Annotated in this window: 13 protein-coding genes; all 13 read right to left on the reverse strand. The window is 58.2% G+C overall.

Features of this window, described 5'->3' with window-relative positions:
• Window positions 1–6: 6 nt before the first annotated feature.
• Window positions 7–1,002 carry an ABC transporter ATP-binding protein gene (locus tag ACZ25R_RS05275; protein ID WP_472460301.1) on the reverse strand — a complete coding sequence of 332 codons (996 nt, stop codon included), beginning with the start codon at window positions 1,000–1,002 and terminating at the stop codon, window positions 7–9.
• On the reverse strand, window positions 999–1,973 hold the full coding sequence (locus tag ACZ25R_RS05280) for an ABC transporter ATP-binding protein (protein ID WP_472460302.1): 975 nt from the start codon (window positions 1,971–1,973) through the stop codon (window positions 999–1,001). The genes ACZ25R_RS05275 and ACZ25R_RS05280 overlap by 4 nt, the downstream gene beginning before the upstream one ends.
• Before the next feature lie 4 nt (window positions 1,974–1,977).
• Complete coding sequence (locus ACZ25R_RS05285) at window positions 1,978–3,474, reverse strand: amidohydrolase family protein (protein ID WP_472460303.1); 1,497 nt, start codon at window positions 3,472–3,474, stop codon at window positions 1,978–1,980.
• Window positions 3,471–4,664, reverse strand: a complete 1,194-nt coding sequence (locus ACZ25R_RS05290) for an amidohydrolase family protein (RefSeq protein WP_472460304.1) — start codon at window positions 4,662–4,664, stop codon at window positions 3,471–3,473. Before ACZ25R_RS05290 ends, ACZ25R_RS05285 begins: the two co-directional genes overlap by 4 nt.
• A gap of 7 nt (window positions 4,665–4,671) precedes the next feature.
• Window positions 4,672–5,631, reverse strand: a complete 960-nt coding sequence (locus ACZ25R_RS05295) for an ABC transporter permease (protein ID WP_472460305.1) — start codon at window positions 5,629–5,631, stop codon at window positions 4,672–4,674.
• A 23-nt stretch (window positions 5,632–5,654) separates the two neighbouring features.
• Window positions 5,655–6,623: an ABC transporter permease gene (locus ACZ25R_RS05300; RefSeq protein ID WP_472460306.1), complete on the reverse strand. Its 969-nt coding sequence runs from the start codon at window positions 6,621–6,623 to the stop codon at window positions 5,655–5,657.
• A gap of 55 nt (window positions 6,624–6,678) precedes the next feature.
• Entirely contained in the window at window positions 6,679–8,238 is a 1,560-nt protein-coding gene (locus ACZ25R_RS05305) for an ABC transporter substrate-binding protein (protein WP_472460307.1), read from the reverse strand.
• 87 nt (window positions 8,239–8,325) lie between these two features.
• A complete protein-coding gene (locus tag ACZ25R_RS05310; RefSeq protein WP_472460308.1) occupies window positions 8,326–9,894 on the reverse strand; it encodes an ABC transporter substrate-binding protein in 1,569 nt (522 codons plus the stop codon).
• 174 nt (window positions 9,895–10,068) lie between these two features.
• Window positions 10,069–10,887, reverse strand: coding sequence for a formylmethanofuran dehydrogenase subunit C (locus tag ACZ25R_RS05315; RefSeq protein WP_472460309.1), 819 nt, complete (start codon window positions 10,885–10,887; stop codon window positions 10,069–10,071).
• Window positions 10,884–11,792, reverse strand: a complete 909-nt coding sequence (gene fhcD / locus ACZ25R_RS05320; protein WP_472460310.1) for a formylmethanofuran--tetrahydromethanopterin N-formyltransferase — start codon at window positions 11,790–11,792, stop codon at window positions 10,884–10,886. Before fhcD ends, ACZ25R_RS05315 begins: the two co-directional genes overlap by 4 nt.
• Window positions 11,780–13,414, reverse strand: coding sequence for a formylmethanofuran dehydrogenase subunit A (locus ACZ25R_RS05325; protein WP_472460311.1), 1,635 nt, complete (start codon window positions 13,412–13,414; stop codon window positions 11,780–11,782). Before ACZ25R_RS05325 ends, fhcD begins: the two co-directional genes overlap by 13 nt.
• A complete protein-coding gene (locus tag ACZ25R_RS05330) occupies window positions 13,408–14,505 on the reverse strand; it encodes a tungsten formylmethanofuran dehydrogenase (protein ID WP_472460312.1) in 1,098 nt (365 codons plus the stop codon). The genes ACZ25R_RS05325 and ACZ25R_RS05330 overlap by 7 nt, the downstream gene beginning before the upstream one ends.
• Before the next feature lie 83 nt (window positions 14,506–14,588).
• Entirely contained in the window at window positions 14,589–14,987 is a 399-nt protein-coding gene (locus tag ACZ25R_RS05335; protein ID WP_464663753.1) for a 4a-hydroxytetrahydrobiopterin dehydratase, read from the reverse strand.
• Window positions 14,988–15,046: the final 59 nt, after the last annotated feature.

Consider the following 15,046-nt stretch of genomic DNA (forward strand, 5'->3'; position numbering starts at 1 on the left):
TGACCGTCATTCTGCGGCAGTTGCCATCTTCTCCTCGACCAGATGGCATGCCACGCGCGCGCCGCCCTGGAGAGTACGAACCTCTGGCACTTCAGCCGAGCAGCGTCCAATGGCAACCGGACACCGCGGGTGGAAAGTACAACCGGATGGCGGCTTGAGCGGGCTCGGCACCTCGCCCCCGCCAACGACCCGGTCCCTGTTCGGCTGCTGCACATTGGGGATCGTCTGCAGGAGAAGCCGGGTATAGGGATGCCGCGGATTGGCAAACAGCTCTTCCGTATCCCCCTCTTCGACGATACGCCCGAGATACATGACCGCTATGCGGTCCGACATATGCCTGACAACGCTCATGTCATGGCTGATGAACAGATAGGTAAGACCGAGTTCGTCCTGCAGCTTGCGCATAAGGTTGAGAACCTGCGCCTGAACCGACACATCGAGCGCAGATGTCGGCTCGTCGCATACGAGGAATTCGGGTTCGCTGGCGAGTGCCCGTGCGATTGAAATACGCTGGCGTTGACCGCCCGAAAACTCATGCGGATATTTTTCGCCATCCGAAGCCGATAGCCCGACGGTCTCGAGCAGTTCCTCAACGCGATCAGCGATTTCATTCGACGTTTTGAGCAGCTTCGTCTCGCGTAGCGGCTCGGCAACGATGTTCTTTACACGCCACCGGGGATTGAGCGAGGCATAGGGATCCTGGAAGATCATCTGCACCGAAAGTGGCGCCCCATTGCGTCCCGATGCAAAGCGAAGTTCGCCACTGCTGGGTTTGTGCAACCCGGTTACAAGACGCGCAACCGTTGATTTGCCGCAGCCGCTTTCTCCGACGATGCTGAGGCATCCGCCTGTGGGCACGGTGAAGCTGATGTCATTGACGGCTTGCAGAAGCTGACGTGGCTTGCGCTCGACAACCCGACTCAGCCACGGCGCCGAGACATCGAATGTCTTGACGAGACGTTCGGCGGTAAAAGCCGGCGTTTTTTGTCCGGTCCCGGTCATGCTGTTCCTCCCGCGTTGAGCCAGCAGGCGCTTGCGCCATCGCCCGCCGGCATGAGTTCAGGTTGCTCTCGAATACAGCGAGGCCCGACCGATTTGCAGCGCGGATTGAAAGCACACCCATCCGGAATCGCATCGAGCCGGGGCATGGAACCATCGATCTGATTGAGGCGCTCCACGCGGGCAGCAAGTGCCGGAATGGAAGCCATGAGGCCGCGCGTATAGGGATGCGCCGACGCGTGCAACACCTGATTGACCGAACCAACCTCGATCAACCGGCCCGCATACATGACCGCCACCCTGTCGGCTGCTTCTGCGATGACACCCATATCATGGGTGACCAGCATGACAGCCGTGCGCTTCTCCTTGCAAAGTTTACGCAGCAGCGAAATGATCTGCGCCTGAATGGATACGTCCAGCGCCGTGGTTGGCTCATCGGCGATCACCAGCTTGGGCGAGGCCGCGAGTGCCAGGGCGATGACCACTCTCTGCCGCATCCCGCCCGAGAACTGATGCGGATAATGGTTCACCCGCTCATCCGGGGAAGGAATGCCGACCTCCCCGAGCAATTCGATCGCCCGGGTTTTCGCCTGCGATTTGCTCATGTTGAGATGCTGGCGGATTGTCTCGCTCAGTTGGGCCCCCACCGTGAACAGCGGGTTCAGCGAGGTCAGCGGATCCTGAAAGATCGCACCGATTTTGCGGCCGCGGATTTTTTCCATCTCATAGTCATCAAGCGTATCAATCCGGCGGTTTTCGAGCCAGATTTCGCCGCCGCTGATATGTCCGGGGCGCTCAAGCAGACCTTGAATGGCCAGACCGGTCATCGACTTGCCGGCTCCGGATTCGCCGACCACGCCAAGGATCTCGCCTGCCCGGATGTCGAGACTCACATCCGAAAGCGCGGCCACTGTTCCGTGGCGCCCGGGGAATTCCACCGTGAGATTGCGAACCTCAAGGATGGGCTGATCCATTGTTTCACCCATGTGCGCTGCTCTCTATTGGATAACTCGGAGGGAATATTTCGGCGACCGATGGATGCGCCCAGCTTCGCTCGGGATATTTGGCAATCAGTCCGTCAAACTGTTTCTGTATGCGTTCCCGGGCAGATGTCATATCGATGCCTGCAACCTCACCGAACAGCATGGAAGGACGCCCATCGACAAAGGCCGCCCGTGTCACCTTGCCAGACCCGCCGGTAACAAGCGTCGTGATCGGATCGATCGATGGCGCCATGATCGCATCGTCAAGGCCGAACACCGCAATATCCGCGCGCGCACCCTGCGAAAGATGGCCGAGGTCCGTTCTGCCGAGCGCCCGCGCACCGCCAAGCGTTGCGGCGTCGAAAAGATCAGCGCTTCGCACCCGGTCCGGCACCCCGTCATTGATACGCGATGTGATCAGGCCGATGAGCAGATTCATCAACATGTCGGCCGGTGCCGTGTCGGTACCCATCGCAATATTGATCCCGCGGTTGCGGCATGCGGAAAACGAGTTCAGCGTATTGCCGCCACGGGCAGACACCAGCGGACAATGCACAATTGAAACACCGTTGGCCGCATAAAGGCGAAGATCTTCGTCCGTTGCGTTGGTTGCGTGCGGCGCAATCAGCCGCTCGCTCAAAAGTCCCGATTGCGCGAGCCAGACCGGCGCTGTCGAGCCATGCAGCGCACGGACCGTATCGACCTCCATGGCGCCTTGCGCCATATGCAGGCGAATCTTGCAACCGAGTTCGCGCGCTGCGGCGTCGGTGCGTTGCAGCAATCCAGCCGTGCATGTCTCGACGCGGTCGGGCGCAAGCATCCCCCGCACGAGATCTCCGTGACGCCCGGTCTGCCGTTCGATGAAGCGCACGGCATCTTCCAGACCACGCAGGCCGCGCTGCTCATCGAATACCGGTCGTATCTGGCCCGGGCTTTCAAGGACCATGCCACCCGAACGGTAGGCGGGACTGAGATAGACCCGCAAGCCGAGGTCTCCAGCTGCATCGGCAGCCGCATCGAACTCGGCAACGGTCTCACCCCACTCGCGATAGAACAGCGACGCGATCGGCGCGGCGGTGGTTATGCCGTTCAGCAGAAGCTGACCGAAGGCAAACCGCTTCTGGAAGGCCAGCTCTTCCGGCGTATACATCTCGTAGGGGCCAGCCTCGACATAAGAGCGGGGCCAGACCCGCCCCTTGGCCCAACCCGGATGGTTGTCGATGCCGAGGATCGTCGTGTCGAGATCGGAAAGTGCGTCGAGGTCGATGAAACCCGGACTGATCAGCGATCTCCCGAAATCGACACGGCGTGCCACCTCCCCCGGAAAGTGATGCCCGACGAACAGAATTTCGCCGTTCTCGAACACAACTTCTCCTTTATGGACAAGCCTATGGCCCCCATCACGATGGCCAAGCACCCAATCGGCAGTCAGCAGCGTCCGCCCTTCGGGCCTGCGGCCAAGCGTCAGCGTCTCGAATCCGGCTTTTGTCATGGCATGTCCACAATAGCTTGGCCTTGCCGTGCCGTGACACGTCCGCCCTTGATGACCAGCGGACGCGGGGCAATGTCGACAACCGCATGCGCCAGGGTTTCACCCGTCAAAAGGGTCAGATCGGCCGTACACCCGACTTGCAGACCATAACCCTCGATCTGCATCACGTCAGCGCCGCCCTGCGAAACGATATGCAGAACATGTTCAAGTTCGCGGTCTTTCCGCAGCCCGTTTTTCATACCGATGATCTTGGCACGGTCGAGCATGTCGGGCTGGCCCCACGGCCCCCAGGTATCGCGAATACCATCGCAGCCGCCGCCGACGCGTATGCCGGCTTCCTTCAGTCGCATGACCGACGGAACCGAAGCAGACGGCGCGCCCGTGGTGAGGATCGCCACATCGAGTGCTGCGAGTTCATCCATCAGCTTTCCGGCCCGCAGATAGTCGTTCATCCCGAGTGCGAACGCGTGGCTAATGGCAACTTTACCCTGCATGCCGTTTGCGCGGATACGCTCAAAAATGAGCTCCATGGTGAATGCGCCGAGATCCCCGACCTCGTGCAGATGAATATCGATCGGTCGTTGATGTTTGACGGCAAGCGCAAATATCGTGTCGAGCTGGCCTTTTGGGTCGCGATCTATACCGCAGGGATCGATACCTCCCAGCACCTCACAGCCTTGCCGCAGCGCCTCGTCAAGCAGTTCGGCGGTGCCGGGCATGACCATGACACCGGACTGGGGGAAGGCAACGATTTCGATATCGATGATACCGCGCAATTTCTCGCGCGTTTCCCAAACGCCTTCCACGATGGACAGGCCGTGGGTCGGGTCGATGTCGACATGGCTGCGGATATGGGTTGCACCATGCGCCGCCAGCCCGATCGCATGCCGCATGGACTGCCGGTGCGGATCAATGCCGATCGCGCTGCGGTTCTCGCGCTCAAAATCAATGCGCTCGCGCAGCACGGCCGCCCGGTTGTTCTCGTGCCACGGCATGCCCCATGTCGTCTTGTCGAGGTGGGTGTGGGCATCGATGAGGCCAGGAATGACGATGGAGTTGCCTCCGTCCTCGACCGGCACGCCCGGCTCTGGCGCAAATTGACCGAAACCGGCTATTTTCCCATCCTTGATCAGGACATCACAGCTGTCGCCAGCCATGGGCCGTACATTACGGAGCAATAGATTGGTCATGTGTCATCTACCTCAATTTCGGGTTTAGAGCGTCGCGCAACCAGTCGCCCAGCAGGTTCACCGCAACGACGAGAAGGCAAAGCTGGAGCACGGGAAACAGCACGATCCACCACGAACCGGAAAACAGGAACTGGTTGCCGATGCGGATCAAAGTTCCCAGCGACGGCTGGCTGGGTGGCATGCCTATGCCGAGGAAAGACAGCGTCGCCTCAGTCAAAATCGCCATGCCGAAGTTCAATGTCGCTGCCACAAGGACCGGTGTGAGCGTGTTTGGCAGGATATGGTTGGCCATGATCCGGCGAGCCGGTACCTTGATGAGCCTGGCTGCGTGCACATAGTCCTTGCCGCTCTCCACAATCGTCTGGGCGCGCACCGTGCGCGCATACTGAACCCATGCCGACAGCGCGATAGCAAACACCAGCACGGCCGAAGCCCCCATTTCCCGAAGTTCTGCGGGAAGCATTTGCCGAACGACCGTCGAAACCAGAATAGCGACGAGAATGGTAGGGATCGAAAGCGTGACATCGCCGATGCGCATCAAAAGGTTATCGACAAAGCCGCCGAAATAACCCGCCACGAGGCCGGCACTCATGCCGATCACCAGGGACAAGGCGACTGACGCTATGCCGATGAAAATGGAGATGCGTGTCCCGTAAAGGATGGCCGAGAGCATATCGCGGCCTTGCGTATCGGTTCCAAGCAAGTAGGGCCATTCACCATTTTGCTCCCAAATCGGCGGCAGCTCCGCCTTCCACATGTCAAGCTGTGCTCCGTCATAGGGGTTTTGAGCCGCGATCAGCGGCGCAAACAGGGCCGTCAAGATCAGGATTGCCAGAATGACGGCACCCGCGATTGCGACCTTGCTATGCGTGAATGACCACCAGAGGTCGCTGTTGCGCATGCGCCTGAGTAGCGGCGCGCGTGCAGGCCTTGGCGCTTTCGGTGTCTTCGATACGTCTGTTGTCATCGGACAGGTCCCTGACTCTGGGGCTAGCGTGTGCTGCGCAAACGCGGATCGATGACCGCATAAGCGATATCCACGAGCATATTCAGAACAACGAAAATGAAAGAGATGATGCACAGATAGGCCGCCATCACGGGGATATCGATGAATGTCACAGCCTGGATGAACAGCATGCCCATACCCGGCCACTGGAACACGGTTTCCGTGATGAGTGCGAAAGCGATCAATGAGCCCACATTCATTGCCGTCATCGTGACAACCGGCATGAGGCAGTTTCTCAGCGCGTGGCGGAAATAGATGCGCCAGCGGGGAATACCCCTCGCCCTGGCGAATTTAATATAGTCGGACCGGAGCACTTCCAGCATCTCTGCCCGCACCAGCCGCATGATCAGCGTGATCTGGTAAAGTGACAGCGCGATTGACGGCAGGATGAGGGCGGCCCGTCCAGACGATGTCAGCAACCCGGTCGACCACCAACCAAGTTTGACGACGTCGCCGCGTCCGAATGCCGGCAGCCACCCCATGCTGACCGAGAACACCAGGATCAGCAGGATGCCGACGACGAAACTGGGCAACGACACGCCGACAATGGAGAGGAACTGAAGCCCTTCCGTGTACCACTTACCGCGCTTGATCGCCGTAAGAACGCCAAGAGGAATGCCGAACACCAGAGAAATCAGCGTTGCCACCAGCACCAGCTCCAGGGTTGCGGGAAACCGGTCTGCAATCAGCGTCAGGACATCCTGGCCGTTGCGATAGGAGATACCGAAATTGCCCTCAGCCGCATGGATGACAAAGCGAATGTACTGGGTGGGCAGGTTATCGTTGAGACCCAGCCGTTCACGCAGGTTGTCGCGATCGGCCTGCGTCATCTGTTCATTCGCCATAAGCTCAACCGGATCGCCGGCGAGCCGGAAAATCAGGAAGGCGAGCATAGCCACTGCGAGCATCACCAGGATTGCGTTTGCCAAGCGCCTCACAATAAAAACCAGCATCTGTCGCCTCCCTTAATTCTGTCTGCCTTGAACCCGTCAAGGCAGACCGCCACGTCTACTTGGCAAAATGCGTCAACCAGTGACGGGGCTTGTTGTCGGGCAGTTGAACGATATGATCGATCTTGTCCGTCATCACCCAAGCCATGGGCTGCTGGTGCAAGGGAAGCATGATAATCTCATCCTTGACCATCTGCAGGGCCTTGGTCTGCAGCGCCAGACGCTTGTTCCTGTCCATCTCCGTCGAGGCCTGTATGACCAGCTTGTCGATTTCGGGATAGCTCCAGCCGCCCCAATTGAAGACACCGGCATTGTCCGACTTCGTCTCAATCATCTGCAGCAGAATGGAGTAACTGTCGAGCATCGGCTCGTTCGCCCAACCGATCAGATAGACATCAGCCTTGCCATTGGTCCGTTTGGGCGTTTGTGCCGCCACCGGTGCAATGTCAAGCTGCGGCTTGAACCCGGCACGGCTCAGCATGTTGACCATGCCCTGGCAGAGCTCTTCCTCGTTGACATAGGCGTCTGTCGTGCACACGAGCGTGAAAGCGAAATCCTTTGCTCCAGCCTCTGCCAACAGCTTCTTGGACAGTTCCGGATCATAGGAAACCGGCTTGTCGAGCGCCTCGGTATAGCCCGGAATTTCCGGTGCAATAATCGCACCGGCCGTACGCGATTTACCGCGCATGATCCGCTTCTGGATCAGCTGCGGGTCCAGTGCATGGGCGAATGCCTGCCGGACACGCAGATCATTGAACTTATTGTCATCGCCGTTGGTGAGCTTCGGCTTGCGATTGAACCCCATCATGACCGTCCGCAGATCGGTCCGCTCCATGACCTTGAGTTCGGGTTGGGCCGACAGGCGGGGCAGGTCCTGGGAGGGCGCGTTATCCGTAAAATTGATCTCCCCCGACAGGAGAGCTGCAACGCGGGTGGCTGCCGATGTTATCGGGGTGAACTCGATACGGTCTATATTGGTTTCGGACTTGTCCCACCAATTCGGATTCTTGATGAGAACCGTCTTGCTGTCCGGCACCCGGCTTTCAATGGTGAAGGGGCCTGTGCCATTGGCATGGTAGGTCGCATAGCCCTCGAGCTTCGCGCCGACGTCGGTCGGCTTCAACGAATTGTTCTCCGCAAGCCAAGCGGCGTTGAAAATGTGAATGTTGGTCAGATCGTTGAGCAGAAGCGGGTATGGACCCGTCAACTCGATGTCGATCGTGTAGTCATCGACCTTTTTTGCAGATTTGTAGGCGGGCAGATTTCCACGCAAGGGCGAGGTCTTGTCACTCACGCGGGTGAGCGACGCCAAGACGTCATCGGCGGTAAAACCCGCGCCGTTGTGGAATTTCACGCCCTTGCGCAGATGAAACCGCCAGACCGTGTCCGACACCGTCTCCCACGATGTGGCAAGGGCTGGCTCAATCTTCAGCTTGGCGTCGTACCGGACCAGGCCTTCATAGACGTGGTTCAGGAAAGCAAGCGTATAGCTGTCACCGTAGGAATATGGATCGAGCGAGTATATGTCATGGGGCGCGCCCCATTTGAGTGTTGCGGCTTGGCCTGGAAAAATCAGGCTCATTGCCACCGCGGCCGCGAGGCCTAGTTGCTTCAACATTGTGGTTTGCTCCGCTTCTGGACGTTTGCCGCCTCCTTGAACGGAGGTCTTGCCTTGGTTATCAGACAGCGCCAAAGGCGCTGCAGATCAGTCTGTCATGCGTGTCAGCCAATGCCGCGGCTTGTTGTCGGCCCGGATCACGACGTTCTCGATTTTGCTGGTCATGGCCCATGCCATCGGCTGCTGGTGCAGCGGGATCATGATCGCCTGATCCTTCGCAAATTTCAGCGCGGCGGTTTCAATCGCCAGACGCTTGTCGCGATCCTGCTCCGTGGCGGCCTCTTTGACCATCTTGTCGAGTTCGGGATAGGACCAACCGCCATAGTTTGCGACACCATCAGCACCATGACGGGTGGAAAGCACCTGAACTAGGATCGAATAAGCATCGAGCGTAGGCTCGTTGGCCCAGCCCACCATGTATACGTCGGATTTACCGCTCGAGCGCTTTGGTGTCTGCACGGCACGCGGGCCGATATCGAGCGTCGGCTTGAAGCCGGCACGCGTCAGCATGTTGACGACACCAGAGCAAACGTCCTCCTCGTTCACACTTTCATCGCTCATGCAAAGATAGGTAAAGGCAAGATCGCTCTTCCCGGCCTCGGCCAGAAGCTTGCGCGACAATTGCGGATCATAGGTTGCAGGCTTGTCCAGCTCGGCGCTGTAGCCCGGTATCTCCGGCGCAACCAAAGCACCGGCGGGATGCGCCAGTCCGCGCATCACCTTCTTGTTGATCAGGTCCCGGTCAATTGCATGATCGAACGCCTGCCGCACCCGCAGATCGTTGAATGGATTGTCACGCCCGTCCGTCAGCTTTTCCCGGCGATTGAATGCGATGGAAATGGTTCGCAGATCCGAGCGCTTATCGACCTTGATGCCCGGCGTCGATTCAAGCCGGCCGATATCCTGGATAGGCGCCGCATCAACCAGATCGACTTCCCCGGACAACAGAGCGGCGACCCGCGTTGCCGCGGATGTAATCGGTGTAAACTCGATGCGATCGATATTGTGCTTCTTCTCGTCCCACCAGCCGTCGTTCACGACAAGGATTGTCTTGCTGTCTGGAACGCGGCTTTCAAGCTTGAAAGGCCCGGTCCCGTTGGTGTGGTAGGTTGTGTAGCCTTCGACTTGCGCGCCCACGTCGGTGGGCTTTTCGCTCTTGTTGTCGATCAGCCATTGCGCATTGAACATGAAGATGTTCGTCAGATCGTTGAGAAAGAGCGGCGACGGCGCCGAGACTTCAATATCGACCGTATAATTGTCGACCTTTTTCGACCCGACGTAGAGAGGAATGTTGCCCCTGAGCGGCGAGCTCGGATCACTCACACGCTTGAGCGATGCAATGACATCATCAGCATTGAAATCCGCGCCATTATGGAACTTCACGCCCTGGCGGAGCTTGAAACGCCAGTATTTGTTGTCGATCAGCTGCCATTCCGTGGCCAGCGCCGGAACAACCTTGAACTCAGGCGTGTAACGGACCAGGCCTTCATAGATATGATTGAGAAATGCCAGGTTGGATGTCGAGCCGTAGGAATAGGGATCGAGGGAGAATATGTCCCGTTGCCCGGCCCACCGCAGTGTCGCAGCCTCTGCCGCTGTTCCAAACAATAGCAACGATGTCATTGCCACCAAGACGGATTTTCGCAGTCGCGTCATCGGCATTTCCTCCTCGTGTGTGCCCCGTCGTCAGGCTTGCCCGCGACTTTTATTTCCCTCCATAGGCCACAAGGATTTTGCTTTGTCAACGATATTGTCGACAATTTTCTCTATTATTGGCACCAATAAAGTATACAGTTGATGCGCAACCATCACTGAATTCGGCGCAGGTCTTCAACGATGCTGTTGTCGAAATAGCACTTCCCCTTTGCCAGACACCGCAGTATCGCCGCCATATTTTCCCGGCTTTGGACCGAGAAGCGGCTTGTCCATGATTTTCTCATCCATCAGAAAGCGATCGAACAGACGGGAGAAAGCGATATCCGGCTCGCCGCACGGCATGAAAGTTGGCGACAAATTCTCAGGCGGGCGATCAAGCAGCAATGAACCGCGCTTCATGAGATAGCCAGCCATGGCGCCGGTACGGCCGGTAATGACAATTGTTCCGGCGATCATGCGATAGCCGGCATAATCGCCACAACCTTTGACTATCGCGATTGTTCCGCGGCGAAGGCGGTCCCCCGCATAATCTGCGGCCTTCCCGCGGACGATCAACAGGCCGCCCTCCATGCCGGTGATTTCTCCGGCAAGCGGCCCACCGAGATAGTCTCCGGCATTGCCTTTGATCTCGAGCCGCCCATTGATCATGCCCGAACCGGCATGGGTTCCGGCACTCCCGTCCACATACAGCGTGCCGCCGGACAGCCTTCTGCCCGCCTGGTTGCCGACATCCCCCATCACTCGGACTGATCCGGCACTCAACCCTGCCCCCACCTTGTCAAACCGTGAACTGCCGCCCTCGAACACGATATTATTCACGTCTTTGCCGGTGATCCTGAACACATCGCCAACCAGGGCCGGATTGCGGCTCGTCCCTATGCGCAATTTGGCAATCTGGACATCCGTCAGTCCGGCCAGAGCAGCAGGCGTCAGGCATGATAGATTCAGACGTTCGACCGGTTGGGCCAACAGCGAGAAGGTCAACGCTTTCATGGCAGCAGATCCTTCAGATGATAATGGAATTTGCCAAGCTTGCCGCCGTAGTTGCCAGCGCTTATCCGCAACGCGCCATTCTCCGGCCCAAGATCAATGGCTGCCTTCAACCCCGCGCGCATGGCAGCCGCAACAGCGTCACTGGTTTCCCCATCAATGACGATTTCAAGCACCGCGTTGACCCCGGGTGTCAAGGCGCTGTCAACAACGCCGCGCAATGTCGGTGCAAAGGCGTCATTGGTAGAAGCCATCATCCCCTTGTATTTTCCGCCCACTTTCGAACCGGAACGAACGATGCCGCCGGGAAATGGCATGATCGCCCCCGCTACTTTCTCGATGGCGGCAACCGCGTATTCCGCCGCATTCAAGGCTTTGGCATTATCGGCCGCGAGAAACAGCAGATTGCCACCGCCAACCGCAAGCTTGGTCAGCCCCGTGGTTGCTTCACACAGGAACTCGCCATCCATGACGGGAACACGCCAATAATGCTTTCCGCCAAATTTCTTTGATATCTGCCAGCCGTCGCCGAAATAGCGCAGCGAATTGCCGAGGTCGAGCGGGGCCGTACCTTCGAGACCGGCAAAGCAGGCACTTCCCGGCGAAGTCAGCACACATTGGCCAAGCCTGCTTTTCAATTGCTTCTGCAGATCGTCGGTTCCCATGGCAAAAATCATCACGCGGCATCCCGGCCGCCCGTCCGGCGTCTTGGATGCGGGCAAATCGACATCAATCGCGGCCTCGCAACCGCAGCCAATAACGGAGGTCGCATAGCCCGTCATGGTGATGGCGGCCTGCCGCGCCCATTTCAGGGTCGGCGCAGTGATGATGATCGCCGTCGCACGCATGCCGAAAGCTTCGGCGAAGGTATCGTCAATAAGAACGCCATTGCGGCTCAGCTGTTGCATGGCACCTCGGCAAACGGTTCGTCGCGCTGGATGGCAGAATCCGGAAATGTGAACCAGTCCAGTGACAGTCCATAACGCTCTTCGTGATAGGTCTTCATGCGCTTGATTATCGCCTTGTCGGGCGGCGGATTGAGCCGAAGCGTTTTGCCCCAACGATATCGACTGACCTTGCCATTTTTAACGACCAGATCGCCATTCTTGAAAACCAATGCGGCCTCGCGGAACATTTTGGCGATATCCCTGCCCTTCCGGTATACGGCGATATCGGCAATCGCCCCTGCTCCCAGATGACCGCGATCCTTGAGGCCAAGCAATTTGGCGGGGGCCGCCCTGGTCATGATCGCGATCTCTTCCAGGGTGTATTCGCGACGAACCGACGCGAGCGTCGTCAGTTCAAGCGCGGCAGCATTGAGCTCCGCCGATTTCGTGTCGCGGGCCGCACTGCTCATCAGCAGCTCGAACAATTCCGGATAGGCCGTGAATGGTGCGCCATTGGGATGATCGGTCGTGAAGAACACCCGCCATGGATCGGTGATCAGCAGGAAGAGCTCAAGCCCGATAGCCCATTGCAGCGAACCGAAATAATCCTGTTTGTAGCGATAGGGCACGATTCCGCCACCGCCATTGCCGTCACCATCAAAGATGATTGTCTTTTTCGGACTGGCGTTGCCGATGGCGGAAAACTGCCGCATCACGTCCGAGGAAATTGTCACGGTCTGGCCGAACATGACCTGACCGACATCGATTGTGACATCGGGATTGGCATTGACGGCTTCCGCCAGCCGCGCAGCCTCCGACGAGAACTTCCGCTTGCCTCCTGTGCCATAGCCATAGAATTGCAGATGGGCCAGATGCAGAGGCACGCCCTCCGTTGCCGCGATGGTTGCAGCCGCCGTATCCGCGCTGCCGGCAATGCCGAGATTGTTGGCGTGAACATGCAGCGGATGCGGGATGCCAAGCCGGGTCACCGAGGACTGGAGCGACTTGACGATCTTGCGCGAGCTGACGCCATATTCCGGAACCACGTCATCCAGCGCGAAGGAACGGACATTGTCCTTGAACGCCGCAGCTGCACCGGCATTGATGACTTTGACACCAAGAGCGCGTGTTGAACCGACCACCCACGCCACATAGTCGTCGATCATTGCCGACGATTTGCCGTCACGCAGCAACGACAGGGTAAAATCGTCATTGCCGAGTATCGCCAATGTCGCCCTGTCAATAATCGGAATATCGGCCAGCTCCAGGTGCGTATGCAACGCGGTGTAGGGCGCCATGGCCGGCTCCACCACCGTCGTGAAACCCATTTGCGCATAGAGGCAGCCGGTCTGGAAAGTCGACCAGCCTGCATTCGACAGTGGCGTATTGGCAGGCCTTGGCATGTGTGCCGCGTGATGCTCCGGCAGGAGCAGGCGCGCGGTATTCACATTGCCGCCACCGATATGGGAATGAATATCGATAGCGCCAGCCATGACGATACAACCCGAAACATCGTGGCTTTGATCTGCCGCTTCACCCGTTGGCGCATCGATGATCACCTCATCCCTGATCCAAACGTCACGCTGGCTGGTTTTGCCGTTGACGGGATCGACGACGTCACCGCCTGACAACCGGATCAGCATGCGAATTCCCTTCTTCCAGGCAATGCATCAGCCAATTGGCCTATGACCTTTGAAACACTGGGCAGATGCGACGGTGTGGCGGCCTGTACCGCTCTGAACGTGCCGATCCGGCTCGAATAGGCAACACCATCATGATCCACCCCAGCCTGACCAACGGCAATCGTTACCGCCGCGCCAGCTGTTGGCACTTCGGTCCGACTCAACGAAATCAAGGCGACCTTCCCCCCCCTGGGGGGACTTTGACCGCCACGCCCCGACACCCAGACATGAAGATCCGCTTCCTTCGCATGAATCATGCGCTGGACGTCCCATTGCACCGGGTCATAGCTTGGGAGGCTATTGATAAAACCTGTCCGGAGTGGAAATCCGGTCATCCACAGCGAGGCAAGAGCAGAACCCCATGCATCGTCGTCAGCCGGCAGGAATACACTGCTGGCACGCCCCATTCTGTTCAGGTCGGCGATCAACCCCTGCAACATGACGAGACCCGCAGTTTCAACTGAACTGCCGGAAAACACGAAAACCGGGAATTGCGCGGTCGCCAGGGCCTTTTCAAAAGAATCGATATTGCTCAGCGAGGACAATGCAGGACGGCCCTGCAATCGAGCCCGCAGAACCGCCAGCGTCGTTTCCAGCGAAAGGCCCTCGCCGCGCAGCGGTTTAGCCTTCAACTGCCGCAGAAGTTTGCCATGCAATGAACTTGTTTCATCGCTCGCGATGTGAAACCAGCGACGGCTGTGTTTGTCACCAAGATCGGGTTGCGAGGCCGCCCAGGCCTGCAAAAGGTCGTGGTGCAGGGGCGGGATTTCACCGACCAGAATGATCAGGCTGGAGCGACGGCGCGCTTCTCCCGGCGTCGTGAACATGCCGCCATGATTTGTGAACAATGCAACTTCATTTGCAAGCACCTGACCTTTGGCGTGATCGTAAGCGCCGCCCAACATGGTCGCCAGCGCGATGGTGCTGCGCGTGCCATGCACATCCGTATCGAGAGTGAAAACTGGGCAGCGGCATGATGCCAGAAGCTTCGCAGCATTCCGAATTGCATCCGTCAAAGGTACCGGCTGGCTGCCAATCCATGCAACCGACATATTCCGCAACTTTCTGGTGCCAACCTGAGCTTAGCTATTTTTTTTCGAATGTGAACCCTATGGAGATGCAAAAGTTTACGGGATCAATTGTCGTACTTGATATAGGCAAAGCGCTGGTCAGTTTGCGGCGTCCCTTCAAGCGATCCCGCCTCCTGGCCCGGCTGCCACTGGACAACGCTTTCAATCTTCGCTGCAAGATCGAAGTCCTTGTCGGTAACGCCTTTGGCAGCATGGTTCATCAACAGCACCTCCACCCAGGCATACGATGCCTTAAGATCCGGATGATGCCAGGCCGCCTCCGCCAGATGACCGATGGTATTGATGACCATCAGGGTCGATTTCCAGCCATGCGTCTTGTATTTCCGGCGAATCCAACCGTTCTCATAGCGCCAGTGCGGCAGATCTTTCTCGAGTCTCGCAATAATTTCAGGTTCTGAATACACCTTTTCAGCGGGCCTCGTCCCTTTCGCTTCTTCAACCATTTGACCAATCCTCCACTTCTTTGCTCATGGTGCTTGCGCCTCGCCCGAAAGACGATATC

Source organism: Phyllobacterium sp. RCAM01083 (genome assembly GCF_055685835.1).

What these genes read in the sequence shown, in the direction of transcription:
- ACZ25R_RS05310 (WP_472460308.1), bottom strand. Translation starts at nt 9,894, where the DNA reads ATGACGCGACTGCGAAAATCCGTCTTGGTGGCAATGACATCGTTGCTA.
- ACZ25R_RS05290 (WP_472460304.1), bottom strand. Translation starts at nt 4,664, where the DNA reads ATGACCAATCTATTGCTCCGTAATGTACGGCCCATGGCTGGCGACAGC.
- ACZ25R_RS05280 (WP_472460302.1), bottom strand. Translation starts at nt 1,973, where the DNA reads ATGGATCAGCCCATCCTTGAGGTTCGCAATCTCACGGTGGAATTCCCC.
- ACZ25R_RS05315 (WP_472460309.1), bottom strand. Translation starts at nt 10,887, where the DNA reads ATGAAAGCGTTGACCTTCTCGCTGTTGGCCCAACCGGTCGAACGTCTG.
- ACZ25R_RS05325 (WP_472460311.1), bottom strand. Translation starts at nt 13,414, where the DNA reads ATGCTGATCCGGTTGTCAGGCGGTGACGTCGTCGATCCCGTCAACGGC.
- ACZ25R_RS05285 (WP_472460303.1), bottom strand. Translation starts at nt 3,474, where the DNA reads ATGACAAAAGCCGGATTCGAGACGCTGACGCTTGGCCGCAGGCCCGAA.
- fhcD (WP_472460310.1), bottom strand. Translation starts at nt 11,792, where the DNA reads ATGCAACAGCTGAGCCGCAATGGCGTTCTTATTGACGATACCTTCGCC.
- ACZ25R_RS05330 (WP_472460312.1), bottom strand. Translation starts at nt 14,505, where the DNA reads ATGTCGGTTGCATGGATTGGCAGCCAGCCGGTACCTTTGACGGATGCA.
- ACZ25R_RS05300 (WP_472460306.1), bottom strand. Translation starts at nt 6,623, where the DNA reads ATGCTGGTTTTTATTGTGAGGCGCTTGGCAAACGCAATCCTGGTGATG.
- ACZ25R_RS05305 (WP_472460307.1), bottom strand. Translation starts at nt 8,238, where the DNA reads ATGTTGAAGCAACTAGGCCTCGCGGCCGCGGTGGCAATGAGCCTGATT.
- ACZ25R_RS05335 (WP_464663753.1), bottom strand. Translation starts at nt 14,987, where the DNA reads ATGGTTGAAGAAGCGAAAGGGACGAGGCCCGCTGAAAAGGTGTATTCA.
- ACZ25R_RS05275 (WP_472460301.1), bottom strand. Translation starts at nt 1,002, where the DNA reads ATGACCGGGACCGGACAAAAAACGCCGGCTTTTACCGCCGAACGTCTC.
- ACZ25R_RS05295 (WP_472460305.1), bottom strand. Translation starts at nt 5,631, where the DNA reads ATGACAACAGACGTATCGAAGACACCGAAAGCGCCAAGGCCTGCACGC.